The following is a 15484-nucleotide window of genomic DNA, read 5'->3' as shown; positions in this document are numbered from 1 at the left end:
TAAGGAAAGCTAAATTCAAATTGGAAATAGCGTAAAAATATCTGAGACTTAGAAGGATTTTCATTAACCTTATGTTAAAACATTTCGCGGCCGGGGATGACCCGGCCGCGAAACTTGGAAGCCTTGTGCCGACCGGTCTTAGCGGAAGAGCGACAGGATGTTCTGCGAAGAGGAGTTCGCAATCGACAGCGACTGGATCGCCAGCTGCTGCTGGGTCTGCAGGGCGCTGAGCTTGGAGGATTCTTCTTCCATGTTGGCGTCGACGAGGCGGCCGACACCGGAGTCGATCGAGTCGCTGAGCGCGTTGACGAAGTCGTCCTGACTGTCGATGCGCTTGGAGAGCGATCCGAGAGCTGCACCGGCGCTGGTCATGGCCTTCAGAGCCGCTTCAACGTTGGTCAAAGCCGTCTGGATCTGGCCGGCGGTGAAGGTGGTGATGCTCATCGCGTAGATCGAGCCGGTCGCGCCCGACGAGGTGCCAAGGATACCGGTGGAGGTTTCGACCGAGCCGCCGCTCATGCCGAACAGGACGTTGCCGGTGGAGGTGTTCGAGAGAACGTAATCGGTCGTCTTGATCGAAACGGCGTTGGAACCGTCGCGGACGAAGGAGGAAACGACGCTCTTGGTGCCGGCTGCACCAGCCACCCAGTTTTCGCCGTTGAAGGAAGCCGATTGAGCGATGCTCAGGAGCTGCTGCTGCAGCTGACCGATTTCTTCCTGGACCTTGGCCTTGTCGACGCCGCTTTCGGTTGCGGCAACGAGCTTAGCCTTGATGTCGGTGACGACGTCGATGGCGCTGTCCATGGCGGTGTAAGCGGTGTCGACCTTGGCGGCGCCTACGCCGAGAGCGTCGGAGACGGCCGAGAGAGCCTTGTTATCAGAACGCATGGTCGTTGCGATCGACCAGTAGGCAGCGTTGTCGGAAGCCTTTTCGACGCGGTAGCCCGACGAAACGTGGTTCTGCGTCTGGTTGAGGCCCTGGTTGACGCTACGCAGCGTCTGGAGAGCGGCCTGTGCGGAAGAATTGGTGTTAATGCTTGTCATAAGTCTGTCCCCTGGAAAACTAGATACAAAAAGGAGGACATACCGGACTATAGTACCGGCGATGACGGACCAGCTTCATGCTACTCGGCGCCTGTTTTGTTTGGCCCAAACCCGTCATGTCCAGGGCAATTTCGCAGCCAATGCTTGCCAACTTCTTAAAAATACCGACCCTGGGCCGGCTCCTTGCGGGGCATAGTTAATGCCATCTCACAAGGCTTAGTTAATGCCTGCTGAAGATAATTTTTAGCATCCGAATTCGAGCGGCAAAAGCGAACTTTACCGGCGAAATGGGCGCTTTCCTGGGACAGTCGAGGCTTTCCGAACAAAGCAGGCGCTCATCGCGCCACCGGTTTCAAGCAAGCTTCGAATGCCAGTATGGCAGATGCCGGGATAGCATCATCGGACTGACCCCGTTCTTGGGAGGACGGTCCGTGCGCGCTTCGGCGATCGACAGCCATGCCAGAACATTTCCTTCACGGAGTTGGGTTTTGAACAGCAAAGTTTCGTTCTCTGCGGCATCCAAGGATTACCAGATGGGCCGCTACACACAGTCCTTGGCGACGCTCAACCAGCTGATGGATATCCAGCAGGACGCCAAGACCTATGCGTTGCTGGCCAAGAACCTCGTGCAGCTCGGCTTCAAAGCCGATGCCGCGAAAGCCTATGGCCTGGCCGGCAACTGCGAAGGACCGAACGCCTACGAATATCAGAAACAGGCTGCCAAGCTGCACTACGAAACCGGCAGCGAGGACGACGCCTTGCTGATCGCCATGCGGAACCTCAGCAAGGCGCAGGAAGACCCGGAACTCGCCTTCATCATCACCGCGATCTATCTGAAGCGCCAGCAGCGGGATATCATCCGGCCGTTCAAGACGGTGCTGTCGCAGAGCCAAAATCCCGATCATATGCGCCTGGCGGCCTTGCTTCTCAGCGACGATCTGAACGACCCAACCAACCAGAGCCTCTCGCGCAACCTCTTCAAGCGGTTTCCCGGCAATCTCGCATTCCGCTTCCTGCATCTGGTTTTCGCCCGCGAATTCAATGAGTTCGAAGAGGCCAGCAAACATCAGGCGGTGATCGACGCTGCTCTCGCAAAAGGCGATATCGAGATCCTGCGCAAGGATAATCCGTTCTATCACCTGCACTGGTGCGGCAACGAAGACTTCAACCGGTATGCGACGATCGGCTTCGCCCCCCTCAACCCGGAACGGGTGTCCTTCCGCCGCAGCCAGCCGCACAGCTGGTCGGACAAGATCCGGATCGGCTACATGTCATCGGACTTCTGGGATAGCCACGCGACGATGAAGCTCTTGCAGCGCATCCTTGAACTGCACGACAAGGACCGGTTCGATGTGACGCTCTTCTGCCATACGGGCCCGGAGTACCTCAAGCACAATACTACCGACCGCAGCCGCTGGGGCCGGATCGTCACCGTTCACGGCTTCTCCGATCAGGCCGTGCTGGAAGTGGTGCGCGAGCACAATATCGACATCATGGTCGACCTGAAGGGCCATACATCAGGCAGCCGTGCGACGGCCTTCAACCTGCCGCTGGCACCCGTGCATGTCGGCTGGCTCGGTTTTCCCGGCAGCACGGTCAATATCGATCTGGACTACGTCATTGGCGACCATTCCGTGCTGCCTGATGTGGCAAAGCCCTTCTATCATGAGAAGTTCTGCCGGCTGCCGGAGAGCTACCAACCGAACGACCCGATGCATCGCCCGAAGCCCCGCCCCGTTACCCGCGAAAAGCTCGGCTTGCCGGAAGAGGCCTTCATCTTCGCGTCCTTCAACGGCAACCGCAAAATTACGCCGGAGACGATCGACAGCTGGTGCCGGATCCTCAAGCGCGCGCCGAACAGCGTGCTCTGGCTGATGGCGAATACGCCGCGCAACCAGGCAAACTTGTTGAAGCAGTTCCAGACGGCCGGCATTTCGCCCAAGCGGATCATCTTCTGCCCGCGCGCGCCCTATGAAGAACATATCGACCGTCAGCAGGCAGCCGACCTCGGCATCGATACCTTCCCCGTCAACGGCCATACGACCACCTCGGAGCAGCTCTGGGGCGGCCTGCCGGTCCTGACCGTCAAGGGCACGAACTTTGCTTCACGCGTCAGCGAGAGCCTGCTCAGGGCCATCGATCTGCCCCATCTCGTCGCGCCCGACCTGCAGGCCTATGAGGATATGGCCGTCGAACTGGCGCAAAATCCCGGACGGATCGCCGAATACAAGGCGCATCTCAAGGAGAAGCGTTATATCGCGCCCCTCTTCGATGCCGAACGGTTCTGCGACCATCTGGAGAAGGCCTATGAAGCCATGGCCAAGCGCGCCAAGCAGGGTCTTGCACCCGATCACATGGACATTCCGGCGCTGCCGCCGCGCACGGCGCCGTTCGCGGCCGAGTGAGGCTTTTCCGACCGCTACAGCGCCGCGCGTCTTTCAGAGGCGTAAAGGACGCTGTGGCACTTTGAATTGCTGCATAATGAAAGGACCCGCCGGAGCAATCCGGCGGGTCCTTTCATTGACGAATAATCCAAGCGGCGGCAGCCGGTCAGCTGAACGAGCGCACCAGGCTGCCGACGAGCAGGTTCCAGCCGTCGATCAGCACGAAGAAGAGAATCTTGAAAGGCAGCGAGATCGAGGTCGGCGGCAGCATCATCATGCCCATCGCCATGGTGATGGTCGCGACGATGAGGTCGATGACGAGGAACGGCAGCACGACGAGGAAGCCGATCTCGAAGCCGCGGCGAATTTCGGAAATCATGAAGGCCGGGATCAGCACGCGGTAGTCGATCGGATCGGTCGTCTGGATATTTTGTCCGCGTTCGCGCGCCAGATCGACGAAGAGCGCCAGATCCTTGTCGCGGGTATTGGCCGCCATGAAGGTGCGGAAGGGTTCGGCGATACGCTGGACCGCCTCGGTCTCGTTGATCTGATTGGCAAGCAGCGGCTGCACGCCGCTCTGCCAGGCCTGATCGAAGGTCGGCGACATGACGTAGAAGGTCATGAACAGCGACAGCGACAAGAGGATCATGTTGGAGGGCGTCGAGGAGAGGCCCATCCCTGAACGCAGGATCGAAAAAGCGATGATGAAGCGCGGAAAGCTCGTCACCATGATCAGGATACCCGGCGCGACCGAAAGAATGGTCAGTAGGCCGAATGTGCGGATGATCCAGGCGGCGACGGAACCATCGACCGGCACGTTCAACAAGTCAGTCGGCAGCTGCTGTGCCACCGCCAGTTCCGGTACCGCCATCATGGCGGCAAGGAAAACTATGAGACGAATCATTCGATGACAAATGTCCTGAACATGACCTTCGATACCCGCCCTTGCGAGCGAAGGTCAACACGTTCCTGGATGTCATCCTTGAGATATTGAAAGCCCCGCGGTCCCTCGATCTGCTGGAGGGAAACGGTCCTGATATAAGCGAGGATATCCTGGTGAATATCCTCGGAAACCTTGACATCCGGCGGCCCGTTGAACAGCAGCGCGACTTCGAGTCGCACCCAGTTTTCTGAAGGGTAGGCGAGGTTCGAGGTGATCGGCTCGAGCTGGACGACGTTGTTGGCCTCGGTCGAGATGCGCGCCAGGCCTTCCTCGGCCTTCTTCTTCGCCTCCGCATCCTTGGCCTGTTCGGCCTCCTTGGCGCCCTTGATGTTGGGCGCGACGATCGTGCCGACCGCCCAGCCGCCGCCGGCGCCGAGCAGTGTCAGGACCGCGATGCCGATGATCGTCATCAGCGCGCCGGATTTCTTCTTTTGTTGACCTGTGCTTGCGTCTGGCTCTGCCATCGTCGTTCAGCCTCAAAGCGGCGAGAAAAGGTCGACGGCCTGCTGGCCGCGCGGAGGCTGCTGCACTTCCATCAGACGGCCGCGACCACCGTACGAGATGCGGGCTTCGGCGATCTTGTCGTAGGAGATTTGGTTCTCGGCATTGACGTCCTGCGGCCGAACGATACCGGCGACGTTCAGGATGCGCAGTTCCTGGTTCAGGCGGACTTCCTGCGAGCCTGATATAACGAGGTTGCCGTTTTCGAGAATGCCGGTGACGACGGCGGCGACCAGAAGGGTGAGCTTATCGGTTCGTTCGATCTTGCCCTTGCCGTCGGTGCTGGTGTCGGAGCCATAAGTCAGGTCGGTCTTCGACTCGGGCGTCCAGCCGAAGATCTGGGCGTTGACATCCCAGTTCATGCCACTTGAATTCGTGCGGCTGCGGTTGGTCTCGTTGTCGAAGGAGGCCTTGTCGTTGATCTGGATGTCGACGGTCAGGATGTCGCCGACGTTGAGCGCGCGTGCATCCTTGAAGAGGGCGGCCTGCGAATCGCTCCACAGCGAATAGCCTTGCGCCACAGCACGCGGCTGCTTCGGATAAAGCGCCATCTGCGGCGTCTGGCCGTAGGCGAGGCCGCTGCCGATCGGGCTCATGGCAGGCGCACGGCCGATCTCGCTGACCGCCGTCGGAGACTGGCAACCTGCAAGGAGTGCGAGGGCAGCGATCGCGGCCGGGAAACGCATATTCATGAAGGATCCTTCGACGTATTGGGATCGGACGCACTGGCGATGACGCTGGCGATGACCGCGGCCTTCTCAGGGTCCATCTCGTTGAGGATGAGGCTCGACTGACGCGGGCCGAGCCGCATGATCACGGCGGAGGCCACCTCGATCTTCATGTCCTGCAACTGAAGTGCGGCCGCATCCGGCTTCATCTTTCTGTAGATTTCAGTGAGGCCGGCTTCCGCCTGCTTCAGGAAATCGTCGCGCCGTTTCAGCCAGTCCTGGTATTCGGCCTTGCGCTTGTCCATTTCCGCCATGCGGGCGTCGATGTCGGCGCGAAGCTTTTCCAGCTCCTGCTTCTGCAGGAGATAACGCTGGTCGCGGGCAGGCTCTGCAATGTTGGTGCAGAACTGCTTGATCTCGTCCTGGGAGGTGATGTCGCCTGCCGGCGCATGTTCCTGCGCGAAGGCGCTGGGGATCGACAGAAGGACGAGGCCTGCGGCCGGCAGCGCCAGCCGGCGCAGCAATTGCAGAACCGTCATGTCAGGGTTGATGATATCAATCATTGCAGCACAAGCTCCGCCTGCAGGGCGCCTGCCGACTTGATGCCCTGGAGAATGGCGATGATGCCATCCGGTTTCACACCGATATTGTTGAGGCCGGCGACAAGGGTCCTGAGATCTGGACCGTCGATGATGGCGACGCGCCCGCCAGTCTGCTCGGCCGCGATATCGGTCTGCGGCTGCACGGCGGTCCGGCCGCGCGAGAAGGGTTCGGGCTGGATGATCTGCGGCGTCTCGGTGACCTGGACAGTCAAGGTGCCGTAGCTGACGGCGACCGGCGAGACGCGGACGTCGGAGCCGATAACGATCGTTCCGGTGCGCTCGTTGATGACCACCTTGGCCGGCGTATCGGTTTCGACGATGAGGTTTTCGACGTCGGCCATCAGCCGGGTGAGATCGGCCGCGCGCGGCTTCTGGATCACGACTTCCTGCGAATCCTTGGCTTCGGCGACCGGGCCGCCGAAGCGCGCCGAGGCATAACCGTTGACGATGTCGGCGATACGGATCGCCGTCGAGAAGTCTGGGTTGCGCAGCTGCAGGACGAGATTGACCGAGTCCTTGAAGCGGGACGGCAGTTCACGTTCGATGATCGCGCCGCCGGGCACGCGGCCCGCGGTGGTGACGCCTTCGGTTACGGTCGCCGCCTGGCCCTGCGCTTGGAAACCGGAGACGATGACAGCGCCCTGCGCGACGGCATAGATCTGGCCGTCGGCGCCGGAAAGCGAGGTCATGACGAGCGTGCCGCCGCGCAGCGACGTCGCGTCGCCGAGCGAGCTCACCGTCACGTCGATACGACTGCCGGGACTTGCGAAGGGCGGCAGGTTGGCGGTGACCATCACGGCCGCGGTATTCTTGGCGTTGGACTGGCCGCCCTGCGTCGAGATGCCGAGATTCTGCAGCATCGCCCGCATCGACTGCTCGGTGAAGGGCGAGGCACGGAAGCCGTCGCCGGTTCCCTGCAGGCCGACGATGAGGCCATAACCGATCAGCTGGTTATCGCGCCCGGCCTGAAGGGAGGCAATATCCTTGATGCGGGAGGTCAGCGCCCAGGCGGGCGCGACATCGGCCAAACTCATGGCGAGAACCGCGACAAGGGTGACGAAACGGAAGAACAATTTCATTTTGCCCTCACATGGACCGTGCCGTCCGCAAGCACCGTGCCGCTGACGATGACGCCGGAGTCCATATTGCGCGCGCGAACGACCTGCCCGATCGTGCCGTCTTCGAGCGGCGTGCCGGCGGCGGAGATCGTCATCGCGCCGAGCGATAAGACCAGGCGGATCGAAGAGCCGCGCGTCACCGTATAGGCCTCGCGCAGACCCGAAACCGAAATCGTGCGGCCCGGCAACAGCGTGCGCTTGGAGACCATGCCTTCGACCTGGGAAATGGATTTGGCATAATCGCCGGCGAGGTTGGGGTTGGTGACCTCGACCTCCTGAAGCTGGCTCGACGACAATATGTCGCCGGGGTAGATGATCGTCGTCGGGACGACGGCATAACCCATGCCGGCATCCACGTCCGCGGGCAGGAAAATGCCTGCGACTGCGATCGTGGCTGCCGCCACCCATCCTGAGATGTGTCCTGCCCGGCAAAACATCATGTTTTCGGCCCTTCCCTTTACTTCAGGTTCTTGCTGACGATGGAGGCCATTTCATCAGCGGTGGTGATCACCTTGGAATTCATTTCGTAAGCGCGCTGGGCCGAGATCAGCTCGGTGATTTCCTTCACCGGGTCGACGTTCGAAGATTCCAGGTAACCCTGTTTCATGTAGGCGAAACCTTCCTCGTCAGGATTGCCGATGACGGCTTCGCCGGAGGCCGGCGTTTCCTGGAAGAGATTGTCGCCGAGCGGCTGGAGACCCGCCTCGTTGACGAAGTCGGCAAGGGTCAACTGGCCGAGCTCGGTCGCCTCCGTCGCTCCTGGCAGCTTGGCCGAGACCTGGCCGGAGCGGCTGATCGTCAGTTCGGTCGAGCCCGTCGGAATGGTGATGCCGGGAAGGACCTCGTAGCCGTCGATGGTGACGAGTTGGCCCTGGTCGTTCTTGTTGAAGGCGCCGGCACGGCTGTAAAGCGTCGTACCGTCGGTCGACTGGATCTGGAAGAAGCCCTTGCCGATCAGCGCTACGTCGAGATCGTTGCCGGTCTGGGTCAGTTCGCCCTGGAGATGCAGGTTGCGGACCGCCGAGGTCTGGACGCCGAGGCCGATATTGGCACCTTCCGGAACGACGGCCTGGTTGGCGCGGTTGGCGACACCCTTGGCACGTTCGGTCTGGTAGAGAAGATCCGAGAATTCGGCGCGGGCGCGCTTGAAACCGGTCGTATTGATGTTCGCGATGTTGTTCGCGATGACTTCCAGATTGGTCTGCTGGGCATCCATGCCCGTTGCTGCGATGGCGAGCGCTCTCATGTGTTCGTCCTCAAATCAGTTACATCTGCATCTTGGTGACTTCGAGAAAGGCCGAGACGACCTTGTCGCGGATGGCAATCGCGGTTTGCAGCGTCTGCTCGGCCTGGAGCATGGAATCGACGACTTCACGCGTCGTCGCCGTGCCCTTGATACCGGCAAAGGACATGCTTTCCGCACCCTTCAGGCTATTGACCGCATCGCTCGCCATGTTGCCCATGATGGAGGCGAAGCTCATGCCGTTGGCCGCACCTGCGGCGCCCGGCATGGTGGCGGCAGACGACGAGGCGGAATTTTCGGTATCGACGGCGCCGAGCGCACGGGTCATCGAAAGGTTGCTGACATTCTGGACGCTGCTGATCATTATTATTGGCTCTTCAGGAGGTCGATCGTGGAGGAGATGAGATCGCGGGTCTGTTTGATGGTCTGCAGATTGGCGTCATACGAGCGGTTGGCTTCGCGCATGTCGGCCATCTCGACCAGGATATTGACGTTCGGCAGTTTGACGACGCCCTTCTGATCCGCAGCCGGATTGCTGGGGTCGAATTCAGTGCTGAAGTCGCCTTCGTCGACGCCGACCTTCTTGACGCCGACAGTCTCGACGCCGTTGCTGCGATCCATCTGCTGGCCGAAGGTAATCGTCTTGCGGCGATAGGGGTCAGCACCGGGCGTGTCGCCGGTCGAGCGGGCATTGGCGATGTTTTCCGAAACGATGCGCAGGCGCGTCGACTGCGCCTCGAGCCCGGAACCGGCGATTTTCATTGCTGCTGAAAGCGGATCCATGACTTTACCTCCTGACCGTCATCAACATCATGCGGTTGAAGGAACTGACCAGCGAGGTGTTCAGATCGTACTGGCGCTTGATATCGCCCGACTTGGAGAGCTCCTCGGCCAAACCGACCGTATTGCCGGATTCCTGGACGCCGATTTCCTGGTCGAGCGCGGCGTCCTTGACGTCGATATCGCCGCTGTCGCTGAAATCGTTGCCGCTGAGATGCGCCGGATTGGTGCGCGCCATGTTGATATCGGAATTGTCGAGCACCGCATCAAAGGGCGTAACGTCCTTGGCGCGGAACTTCGGCGTATTGGCATTCGCGATGTTGCCGGCAACAACCTGCTGACGGATCGTCAGCCATTCCGCCTGCCGCGAAGCCAAGTCGAAAAGTTGGATCGGTTGCATGAGAACTCTCCGTTTTTACTGTCCCGAACCTAGTGCGGTAATCTTGCGTGGGACTTACGGGGAATTCAGGCTTCGGGGCAGTTTTCGGCCAAGGCCGCCGCGATGACGGCGCCGCGCGTCTTTCGGACATGCAAGAACGCTGTAACTCTTTGAATTGCTGCGTCATTCCCTAAATCGGAATTGATCGAAGGAATGACGGAATAAAAAACAGGGGCTCCGGCCGGTTCGCGGCGGAGCCCCAGTTGCCTTCGGCGTTTGCGGACAGGTTCAATTGTTCTGGTAGATCTCGCCCTTGGAGGTGACGATCACCCATTTGCCGTCGCGCTGCTCGAGTGTCGCAAGGCGGCTTTCGTCGGGCAGGATCGAGCCGATGCGCACCACATACATGCCCGAGGGATCCTCGATCAGCGCCCGGCCGTTGGAAACATGCAGCAGGCGGAAGGAAGATTTGCCGGGGAAAGGCTGGTCTTCCTGTATGGCACGGCCATCGCGCTCCTTGCCGAGATCGGAGACCGTCGCCGTCGTCAGCGGATCAATCGGCGGGGTCTTCTTGTCCGCCTCGTTCTTGTTGACCATGGCAAGCGGCGAGACGCTGAAGACGTTGCGGGCCGGCCAATCCGGCAGTTCACGCGAATTCTCGCTGGCGGCGACATTGATGCCGAATTTGTCCGCGTTGAAGAAGACGTACCAGGGAAAGAAGGCGGAGGCGCCGGCAAGCGCCAGGCCGGAGAAGGTCAGAAACCGATCCAGGATGGCGGCCTTCCTGCGCTGCTTCAGGGAAGCGATACGTTCGTCGTCGAAATCAGCCACGTCTAGCCTCTCCTCTGAATAGGTGCGCCCTGATTGCCCATGCCGGCTGCAGCCTTGAGCGCGCCGGCGAGATCGGCGAAAGCGTCGAGCGAGTCGCGATCGCCCGGAGACTGCTTCAGGACGTCGTAAATAATCGGCACCTGCTTGATCGCCATGTCGAGATCGGGATCAGCCCCCTGACGGTAACCGCCGATCATGCGCAGGTCGCGCGTCTCTTCGAAACGATGGATCAGCACCTTCAGCCGCGATACCAGCTTTTCCTGATCCGGCGTCCAGGCCTTGCGGGCAAGACGCGAGATCGAGGCGAGCGGATCGATCGGGGGATACCGCCCTTCCTCGGCGAGACTGCGCTGCAGGACGATATGTCCGTCGAGGATGCCGCGGGTCGAATCGGCGATCGGGTCATTGTGATTGTCGCCGTCGACGAGGATCGAGATGATCGCCGTGATGGTGCCGGCGCCCTCGGGACCGGGACCGGCGCGTTCTAGGAGGCGCGGCAGCTCGGTGAAAACGGAGGCGGGATAACCGCGCGCGATCGGCGGCTCGCCGGAGGCGGTCGCCACCTCGCGGATCGCATGGGCGAAACGCGTGACGCTATCGACGATGAAGAGGACGTTCTCGCCCTTGTCGCGGAAATGCTCGGCGATAGTGACCGCCGTCAGCGGTGCCATCTTGCGCAGCATCGGGCTTTCGTCGCTGGTGGCGACGACCGCGATCGCCTTCTTCATATTGCTGCCGAGCGTATCCTCGATGAATTCGCGCACTTCGCGGCCGCGTTCGCCAACGAGCGCAATGACAACCTTGTCGAAGGCATCGGCGCGGGCGAGCATGGACAGAAGCGTCGACTTGCCGACGCCGGAACCGGCGAAGATGCCGAGGCGCTGGCCGAGGCAGAGCGGCGAAAAGATGTCGATCGCGCGCACGCCGGTCTTGAAGCCGGTCTCGACACGCTTGCGGGTCATCGATGGCGGCGCGGTATTGGAGATCGAGCGGCGATCGAGGCCTTCGGTGATCGGACCCAACCCGTCGATCGGCTCGCAGAGCGAGTTGACGGTGCGCCCGCACCAGCTGTCCGTCGGTGAAATGCGGAAGGCGCCCTTGCGGATGACGGTATCATGGATACCGATCGGTTCGCCGGGTTCGATCGGGCAGACATAGATCAGTTCCGGCTCGACGCGCACGACCTCGCCGAGATGGATGCCGGTGGCCGATTTATGGGCCACGAACTCGCCGAGACGAACATGGCGGGAGAGACCGTGAACCGTGTAGTGGCCGGCAGCGATGGTCTGCACGCGGCCGCCATGGGCAACCGCGAACTCCGGCGATGCGTATCGGTCGACGAGGTCCGCCAGATGCGCCAGCTTCGGAGAAAGACCGTCCACTGATAGTAGGGTGGTGCTCATGCTTCAAATCCCGCCCTAAAATACGTCGCGTGCAGCTTGCTGCATGCGACCTATTTTGGATCTTTGTTCTTCATATCGTTCTCCCAAAACCGCCGGACACTTTTGGGCGACATGCATTAGCGGCTGCCCCCGAGCGTCTGGACGGCTTCCTTGAAAGAATCCTCGCTGTCGCGCATCAGCGACGAGACGCTTTCGAAGGCGCGGTTGACTTCAATCAGCTGGGTGATCTCGCGCATGGCGTTGACGTTGGAGTTTTCGAGATAACCCTGCTCGACACCGACATTGAAGCGGTCGACGACGGCGCGCGGCTGGTCGGTGGTCATGATGCCGCTGTTTTCGTAGCGCAGGTAACCCTTGCTGACATCGGCCTCGAACAGGCCGAGCGAGCCGATCTGGCGGCCGCCCTGATAGATGATGCCGTCAGTGCCGACGGCCGGCTCGCCGCCTGTCGTATTGAGCTGGATCGGCGCGCCGCCGGCGTCAAGAACCGGGTATCCGCGGATCGAGACGAGTTCGCCGGTATCCTTGATCGTAAAGCGGCCGTCCCGTGTCAGAACCCGGCCGGCCGGCGTGTCGAGCGCAAACCAGGCATCACCCTTGACGGCGAAATCGAGCATGTTGCCGGTGTGCTGCAACTCGCCATTTCCCTCGTTCAGGTAGTCGTTGCCCTGGGAAACGAACGCGACCTTGGTGTTCAGCTTGTTCTTGGTGGCTGCCACCATCTCGTCGAACTTCACCTCGGTGGCGCGAAAACCGGTCGTGTTCACGTTCGCCATGTTGTCTGCGATAGTGGTCAGGCGCTTTTCGAGGGCCATCTGCGACGACAGAGAAACATAAAGACCGGATTGCATGTCGGTAAGCTCCAAGCATTGGCGATGAACGGAACGAAAAGCCGGGCCTCGTCTTATGTGGTTCGGCCGGGATTTCGCTGAGGCGGCATCTCAGAAACGGGCGCGGACACCCATTCGTCCCCTTTAGACTGACGGCAGATGCTTGCGCGAAGCTGGCACGCGGAAATGCCTCGCGAGCGGGCCTTTCATCAGCCTCACGCAAGGCAGAAACCCTATCGGTCTCAATGAAAAGCAACGTTCAGATTGGGCTGACGATGAACATCATTATCGGATTTATAGTGACTTGCGGCTGTGTCATCGGCAGCTTCATGGCGATGGGCGGCGACGTGAACGCTCTGTTCCAGCCCTTCGAATTCGTCATCATCGGTGGCGCCGGTCTCGGCAGCTTCATCATGGCGAACCCGATGAAGGTGGTGAAGGATTCCGGCAAGGCGCTTGGCGAAGCCTTCAAGCATGCCGTGCCGAAGGAACGTAACTATCTCGATACGCTCGGCGTGCTCTATTCGCTGATGCGTGACCTGCGCACCAAGTCGCGAAACGAAATCGAAGCCCATATCGACAATCCGGCCGAATCGACGATCTTTCAATCGGCTCCGACTGTCCTGAAAAACAAGGAACTGACGGCGTTCATCTGCGACTACGTGCGCCTGATCATCATCGGCAACGCCCGCAGCCACGAGATCGAGGCGCTGATGGATGAAGAGCTCAACACCATCATGCACGACAAGATGAAGCCCTACCACGCGATTCAGATCATGGGCGATTCCTTCCCGGCGATCGGTATCGTCGCGGCCGTTCTCGGCGTCATCAAAGCGATGGCCCACATCAACGATTCGCCCGAAGTGCTCGGTCACCTGATCGGCTCGGCGCTCGTCGGCACCTTCCTCGGCATTCTCTTGTCCTACTGCGTCTGCTCGCCGCTGGTCTCCCAGATCAAGGTCGTGCGCAACAAGCAGCACCGCCTCTACGTCATCGTCAAGCAGACGCTGCTTGCCTATATGAACGGCTCGGTACCGCAGGTCGCTCTCGAATACGGTCGCAAGACGATCTCGGCTTACGAGCGACCGTCCATCGATGCGGTCGAGCAGGAAATGATGAACCCAGGTGGCGAAAACAAGGCGGCTTAAATGACTATGAGCAATGCTTCGCATGACAAACCGGCAATGGATCCTTCCCTTCTCGCCAAGCTGACAGGCGGGCTTGGCGACAGAGGCAGGGTCGCCAAGATCTGCAGCTCCTTCGGGGAAATCTACAGCGAATTCTTTCCCGACGTCATCAAAAGCGAGACCGGTCTCGACGTGACGGTCAACTATCTCGGCTGCGAGATTGGCTATAAGAACCACCTCATCGAAGACCTGAGCGCGAACGTCACACTCGTCGACGCGACGCTGCGCAACTGGTCGCAGAACATTGCGCTTGCTTGCGGCAACGGCTTCGTCATCACGCTGATGGAGCATCTGCTCGGCGCCACAGCCGATACGATCGAGGAACCGGCCGACCGGCTGCTGTCGATCATCGAGCTCGATCTGGCGGTCATGGTCTTCGACAAGATCGCCAAGGTGCTGCGATCGGCTGTCAACGCGCCGGGCGGTTTCGAACCCAGCCTTTCGGCTCCGTACGCCCATGACATGCGCGCCCGGCCGCAGGAGGATCGTCCGGATGAATTCGCGGCCGCCATTAACATGTCGATCACGCTTGCCGGCATCGTTTCGGAATTTTCGTTGATCGTTCCGCAGACGGCACTGCTCAAGACCAAGGTGACGCCGCCGAAGCCGAAACGCCAGGCCAGCAGCAACTCAGCGGAATGGACCGAACAGCTCGGCGACCAGGTCCGCCGCTCACATGTCACGCTCGAGGCCAAGATCAGGCTGCAGGACCTGACGCTGCGCACGATATCGAAGCTGATGGTCGGCGACGTCATTCCGTTCCGCGACCACGGCGACGTGCGTGTCGAGGTCAGCGCCAACAGCAAGGAATTGTATGTGTGCGAGTTCGGGCGTTCAGGCGAAAACTACATGGTCCGCGTCAAGGATACGATGAACTCGGATGACGAGCTCATCCGTCATTTAATGAATTAATCGGTTCTCTGGCTTTTGGGCTGCAAAGGCAGTTTGAGGCAAGTTTCAACTGGAATAGTGATTTTATGGCTACGAAGAAAACACAGCAGAACAGCGACCTCTCCCTGGATCTTCCGGGCAGCGAAGCCGATCTCGACCAGGCGATCGACGATCTGCGCGGCGTGCTGAAGCAGGATGCCGATGGCGACCTGTCGCAGTTTGGCGGCGACCTGCAGAGCGATCCGTTCGCAGCAGGAACGGACCTGGCGGCCTTTGGCGGCGAGACTTCGGAAACCCCGTTCGGCGGCGATGATTTCGGCGGCGACTTCGGCGGCGGCGATGCCAGCCCGGCGGCCGGCATGGATTTCGGCAGCAGCCCCTCCTTCGAGGCGTCGCCGGCCCCGCTCGGCAGCGCTTTGAATTCCAACTTCGACCTGATCATGGACATCCCGATCGACGTCCAGATTGTGCTCGGCACCAGCCGCATGCAGGTCTCCGGCCTGATGAACCTCAATGAAGGGGCGACGATCGCCCTCGACAAGAAGATCGGTGAACCGGTCGAGATCATGGTGAATGGCCGCAGGATTGCCCGCGGTGAAATTACGGTGCTTGATAACGACGACACGCGATTCGGTGTGAAACTGATTGAAGTTTTGAGTACGAGAAAAGCCTGATCCCTG

18 protein-coding genes are annotated in these 15484 nt (G+C 60.4%); 4 read left to right on the top strand and 14 right to left on the bottom strand.

The annotated features are described in order from the left end of the window. Positions 1 to 138: 138 nt before the first annotated feature. Entirely contained in the window at positions 139 to 1044 is a 906-nt protein-coding gene (locus RlegSU303_RS01705; protein ID WP_017958997.1) for a flagellin N-terminal helical domain-containing protein, read from the bottom strand. 431 nt (positions 1045 to 1475) lie between these two features. On the opposite strand from RlegSU303_RS01705, the gene RlegSU303_RS01700 reads away from it, so the two are divergent. Then, entirely contained in the window at positions 1476 to 3449 is a 1974-nt protein-coding gene (locus tag RlegSU303_RS01700; protein WP_017958996.1) for an O-linked N-acetylglucosamine transferase, SPINDLY family protein, read from the top strand. 145 nt (positions 3450 to 3594) lie between these two features. On the opposite strand, the gene fliP is transcribed toward RlegSU303_RS01700, so the two are convergent. The 13 genes from fliP to flgF form a co-directional block, all read right to left on the bottom strand. Then, on the bottom strand, positions 3595 to 4332 hold the full coding sequence (gene fliP / locus RlegSU303_RS01695) for a flagellar type III secretion system pore protein FliP (RefSeq protein WP_017958995.1): 738 nt from the start codon (positions 4330 to 4332) through the stop codon (positions 3595 to 3597). Further along, positions 4329 to 4835, bottom strand: coding sequence for a flagellar basal body-associated FliL family protein (locus tag RlegSU303_RS01690; RefSeq protein WP_017958994.1), 507 nt, complete (start codon positions 4833 to 4835; stop codon positions 4329 to 4331). The genes fliP and RlegSU303_RS01690 overlap by 4 nt, the downstream gene beginning before the upstream one ends. A gap of 12 nt (positions 4836 to 4847) precedes the next feature. Then, positions 4848 to 5564, bottom strand: a complete 717-nt coding sequence (flgH, locus tag RlegSU303_RS01685; protein WP_017958993.1) for a flagellar basal body L-ring protein FlgH — start codon at positions 5562 to 5564, stop codon at positions 4848 to 4850. Beyond that, on the bottom strand, positions 5561 to 6103 hold the full coding sequence (locus RlegSU303_RS01680; RefSeq protein ID WP_012756064.1) for a MotE family protein: 543 nt from the start codon (positions 6101 to 6103) through the stop codon (positions 5561 to 5563). The genes flgH and RlegSU303_RS01680 overlap by 4 nt, the downstream gene beginning before the upstream one ends. Further along, positions 6100 to 7221 (bottom strand): flagellar basal body P-ring protein FlgI, encoded by a 1122-nt coding sequence (locus tag RlegSU303_RS01675; RefSeq protein ID WP_003545536.1) that lies wholly within the window; start codon positions 7219 to 7221, stop codon positions 6100 to 6102. Before RlegSU303_RS01675 ends, RlegSU303_RS01680 begins: the two co-directional genes overlap by 4 nt. Continuing rightward, complete coding sequence (gene flgA, locus RlegSU303_RS01670) at positions 7218 to 7700, bottom strand: flagellar basal body P-ring formation chaperone FlgA (RefSeq protein WP_017958992.1); 483 nt, start codon at positions 7698 to 7700, stop codon at positions 7218 to 7220. The genes RlegSU303_RS01675 and flgA overlap by 4 nt, the downstream gene beginning before the upstream one ends. A 17-nt stretch (positions 7701 to 7717) precedes the next feature. Further along, positions 7718 to 8506 (bottom strand): flagellar basal-body rod protein FlgG, encoded by a 789-nt coding sequence (gene flgG / locus RlegSU303_RS01665; RefSeq protein WP_003545534.1) that lies wholly within the window; start codon positions 8504 to 8506, stop codon positions 7718 to 7720. 19 nt (positions 8507 to 8525) lie between these two features. Next, positions 8526 to 8867 (bottom strand): flagellar hook-basal body complex protein FliE, encoded by a 342-nt coding sequence (locus tag RlegSU303_RS01660; RefSeq protein ID WP_017958991.1) that lies wholly within the window; start codon positions 8865 to 8867, stop codon positions 8526 to 8528. A 2-nt stretch (positions 8868 to 8869) separates the two neighbouring features. Beyond that, positions 8870 to 9286 carry a flagellar basal body rod protein FlgC gene (gene flgC, locus RlegSU303_RS01655; protein WP_003545531.1) on the bottom strand — a complete coding sequence of 139 codons (417 nt, stop codon included), beginning with the start codon at positions 9284 to 9286 and terminating at the stop codon, positions 8870 to 8872. Positions 9287 to 9290: 4 nt separating this feature from the next. After that, a complete protein-coding gene (gene flgB, locus RlegSU303_RS01650) occupies positions 9291 to 9683 on the bottom strand; it encodes a flagellar basal body rod protein FlgB (RefSeq protein WP_017958990.1) in 393 nt (130 codons plus the stop codon). A gap of 267 nt (positions 9684 to 9950) precedes the next feature. After that, positions 9951 to 10493: a hypothetical protein gene (locus RlegSU303_RS01645; protein ID WP_017958989.1), complete on the bottom strand. Its 543-nt coding sequence runs from the start codon at positions 10491 to 10493 to the stop codon at positions 9951 to 9953. A 2-nt stretch (positions 10494 to 10495) separates the two neighbouring features. Beyond that, positions 10496 to 11896: a flagellar protein export ATPase FliI gene (gene fliI, locus RlegSU303_RS01640; RefSeq protein WP_017958988.1), complete on the bottom strand. Its 1401-nt coding sequence runs from the start codon at positions 11894 to 11896 to the stop codon at positions 10496 to 10498. A 116-nt stretch (positions 11897 to 12012) separates the two neighbouring features. After that, on the bottom strand, positions 12013 to 12747 hold the full coding sequence (gene flgF, locus RlegSU303_RS01635; RefSeq protein WP_017958987.1) for a flagellar basal-body rod protein FlgF: 735 nt from the start codon (positions 12745 to 12747) through the stop codon (positions 12013 to 12015). Between the two features lie 254 nt (positions 12748 to 13001). Here flgF and motA point away from each other — a divergent pair, with 254 nt between their 5' ends. The 3 genes from motA (at position 13002) to fliN (ending at position 15478) form a co-directional block, all read left to right on the top strand. After that, complete coding sequence (gene motA, locus RlegSU303_RS01630; protein WP_011650470.1) at positions 13002 to 13874, top strand: flagellar motor stator protein MotA; 873 nt, start codon at positions 13002 to 13004, stop codon at positions 13872 to 13874. Next, a complete protein-coding gene (locus tag RlegSU303_RS01625) occupies positions 13875 to 14825 on the top strand; it encodes a FliM/FliN family flagellar motor switch protein (protein ID WP_017958986.1) in 951 nt (316 codons plus the stop codon). A gap of 65 nt (positions 14826 to 14890) precedes the next feature. Further along, on the top strand, positions 14891 to 15478 hold the full coding sequence (fliN, locus tag RlegSU303_RS01620) for a flagellar motor switch protein FliN (protein ID WP_094086728.1): 588 nt from the start codon (positions 14891 to 14893) through the stop codon (positions 15476 to 15478). The last annotated feature ends 6 nt before the right edge of the window (positions 15479 to 15484 follow it).

The organism is Rhizobium sp. SU303 (assembly GCF_021052345.1).
Taxonomy (GTDB): Bacteria; Pseudomonadota; Alphaproteobacteria; order Rhizobiales; family Rhizobiaceae; genus Rhizobium; species Rhizobium laguerreae.
Note: the sequence above shows the minus strand (reverse complement) of the source record. Positions and strands in the feature narration are given on the sequence as shown.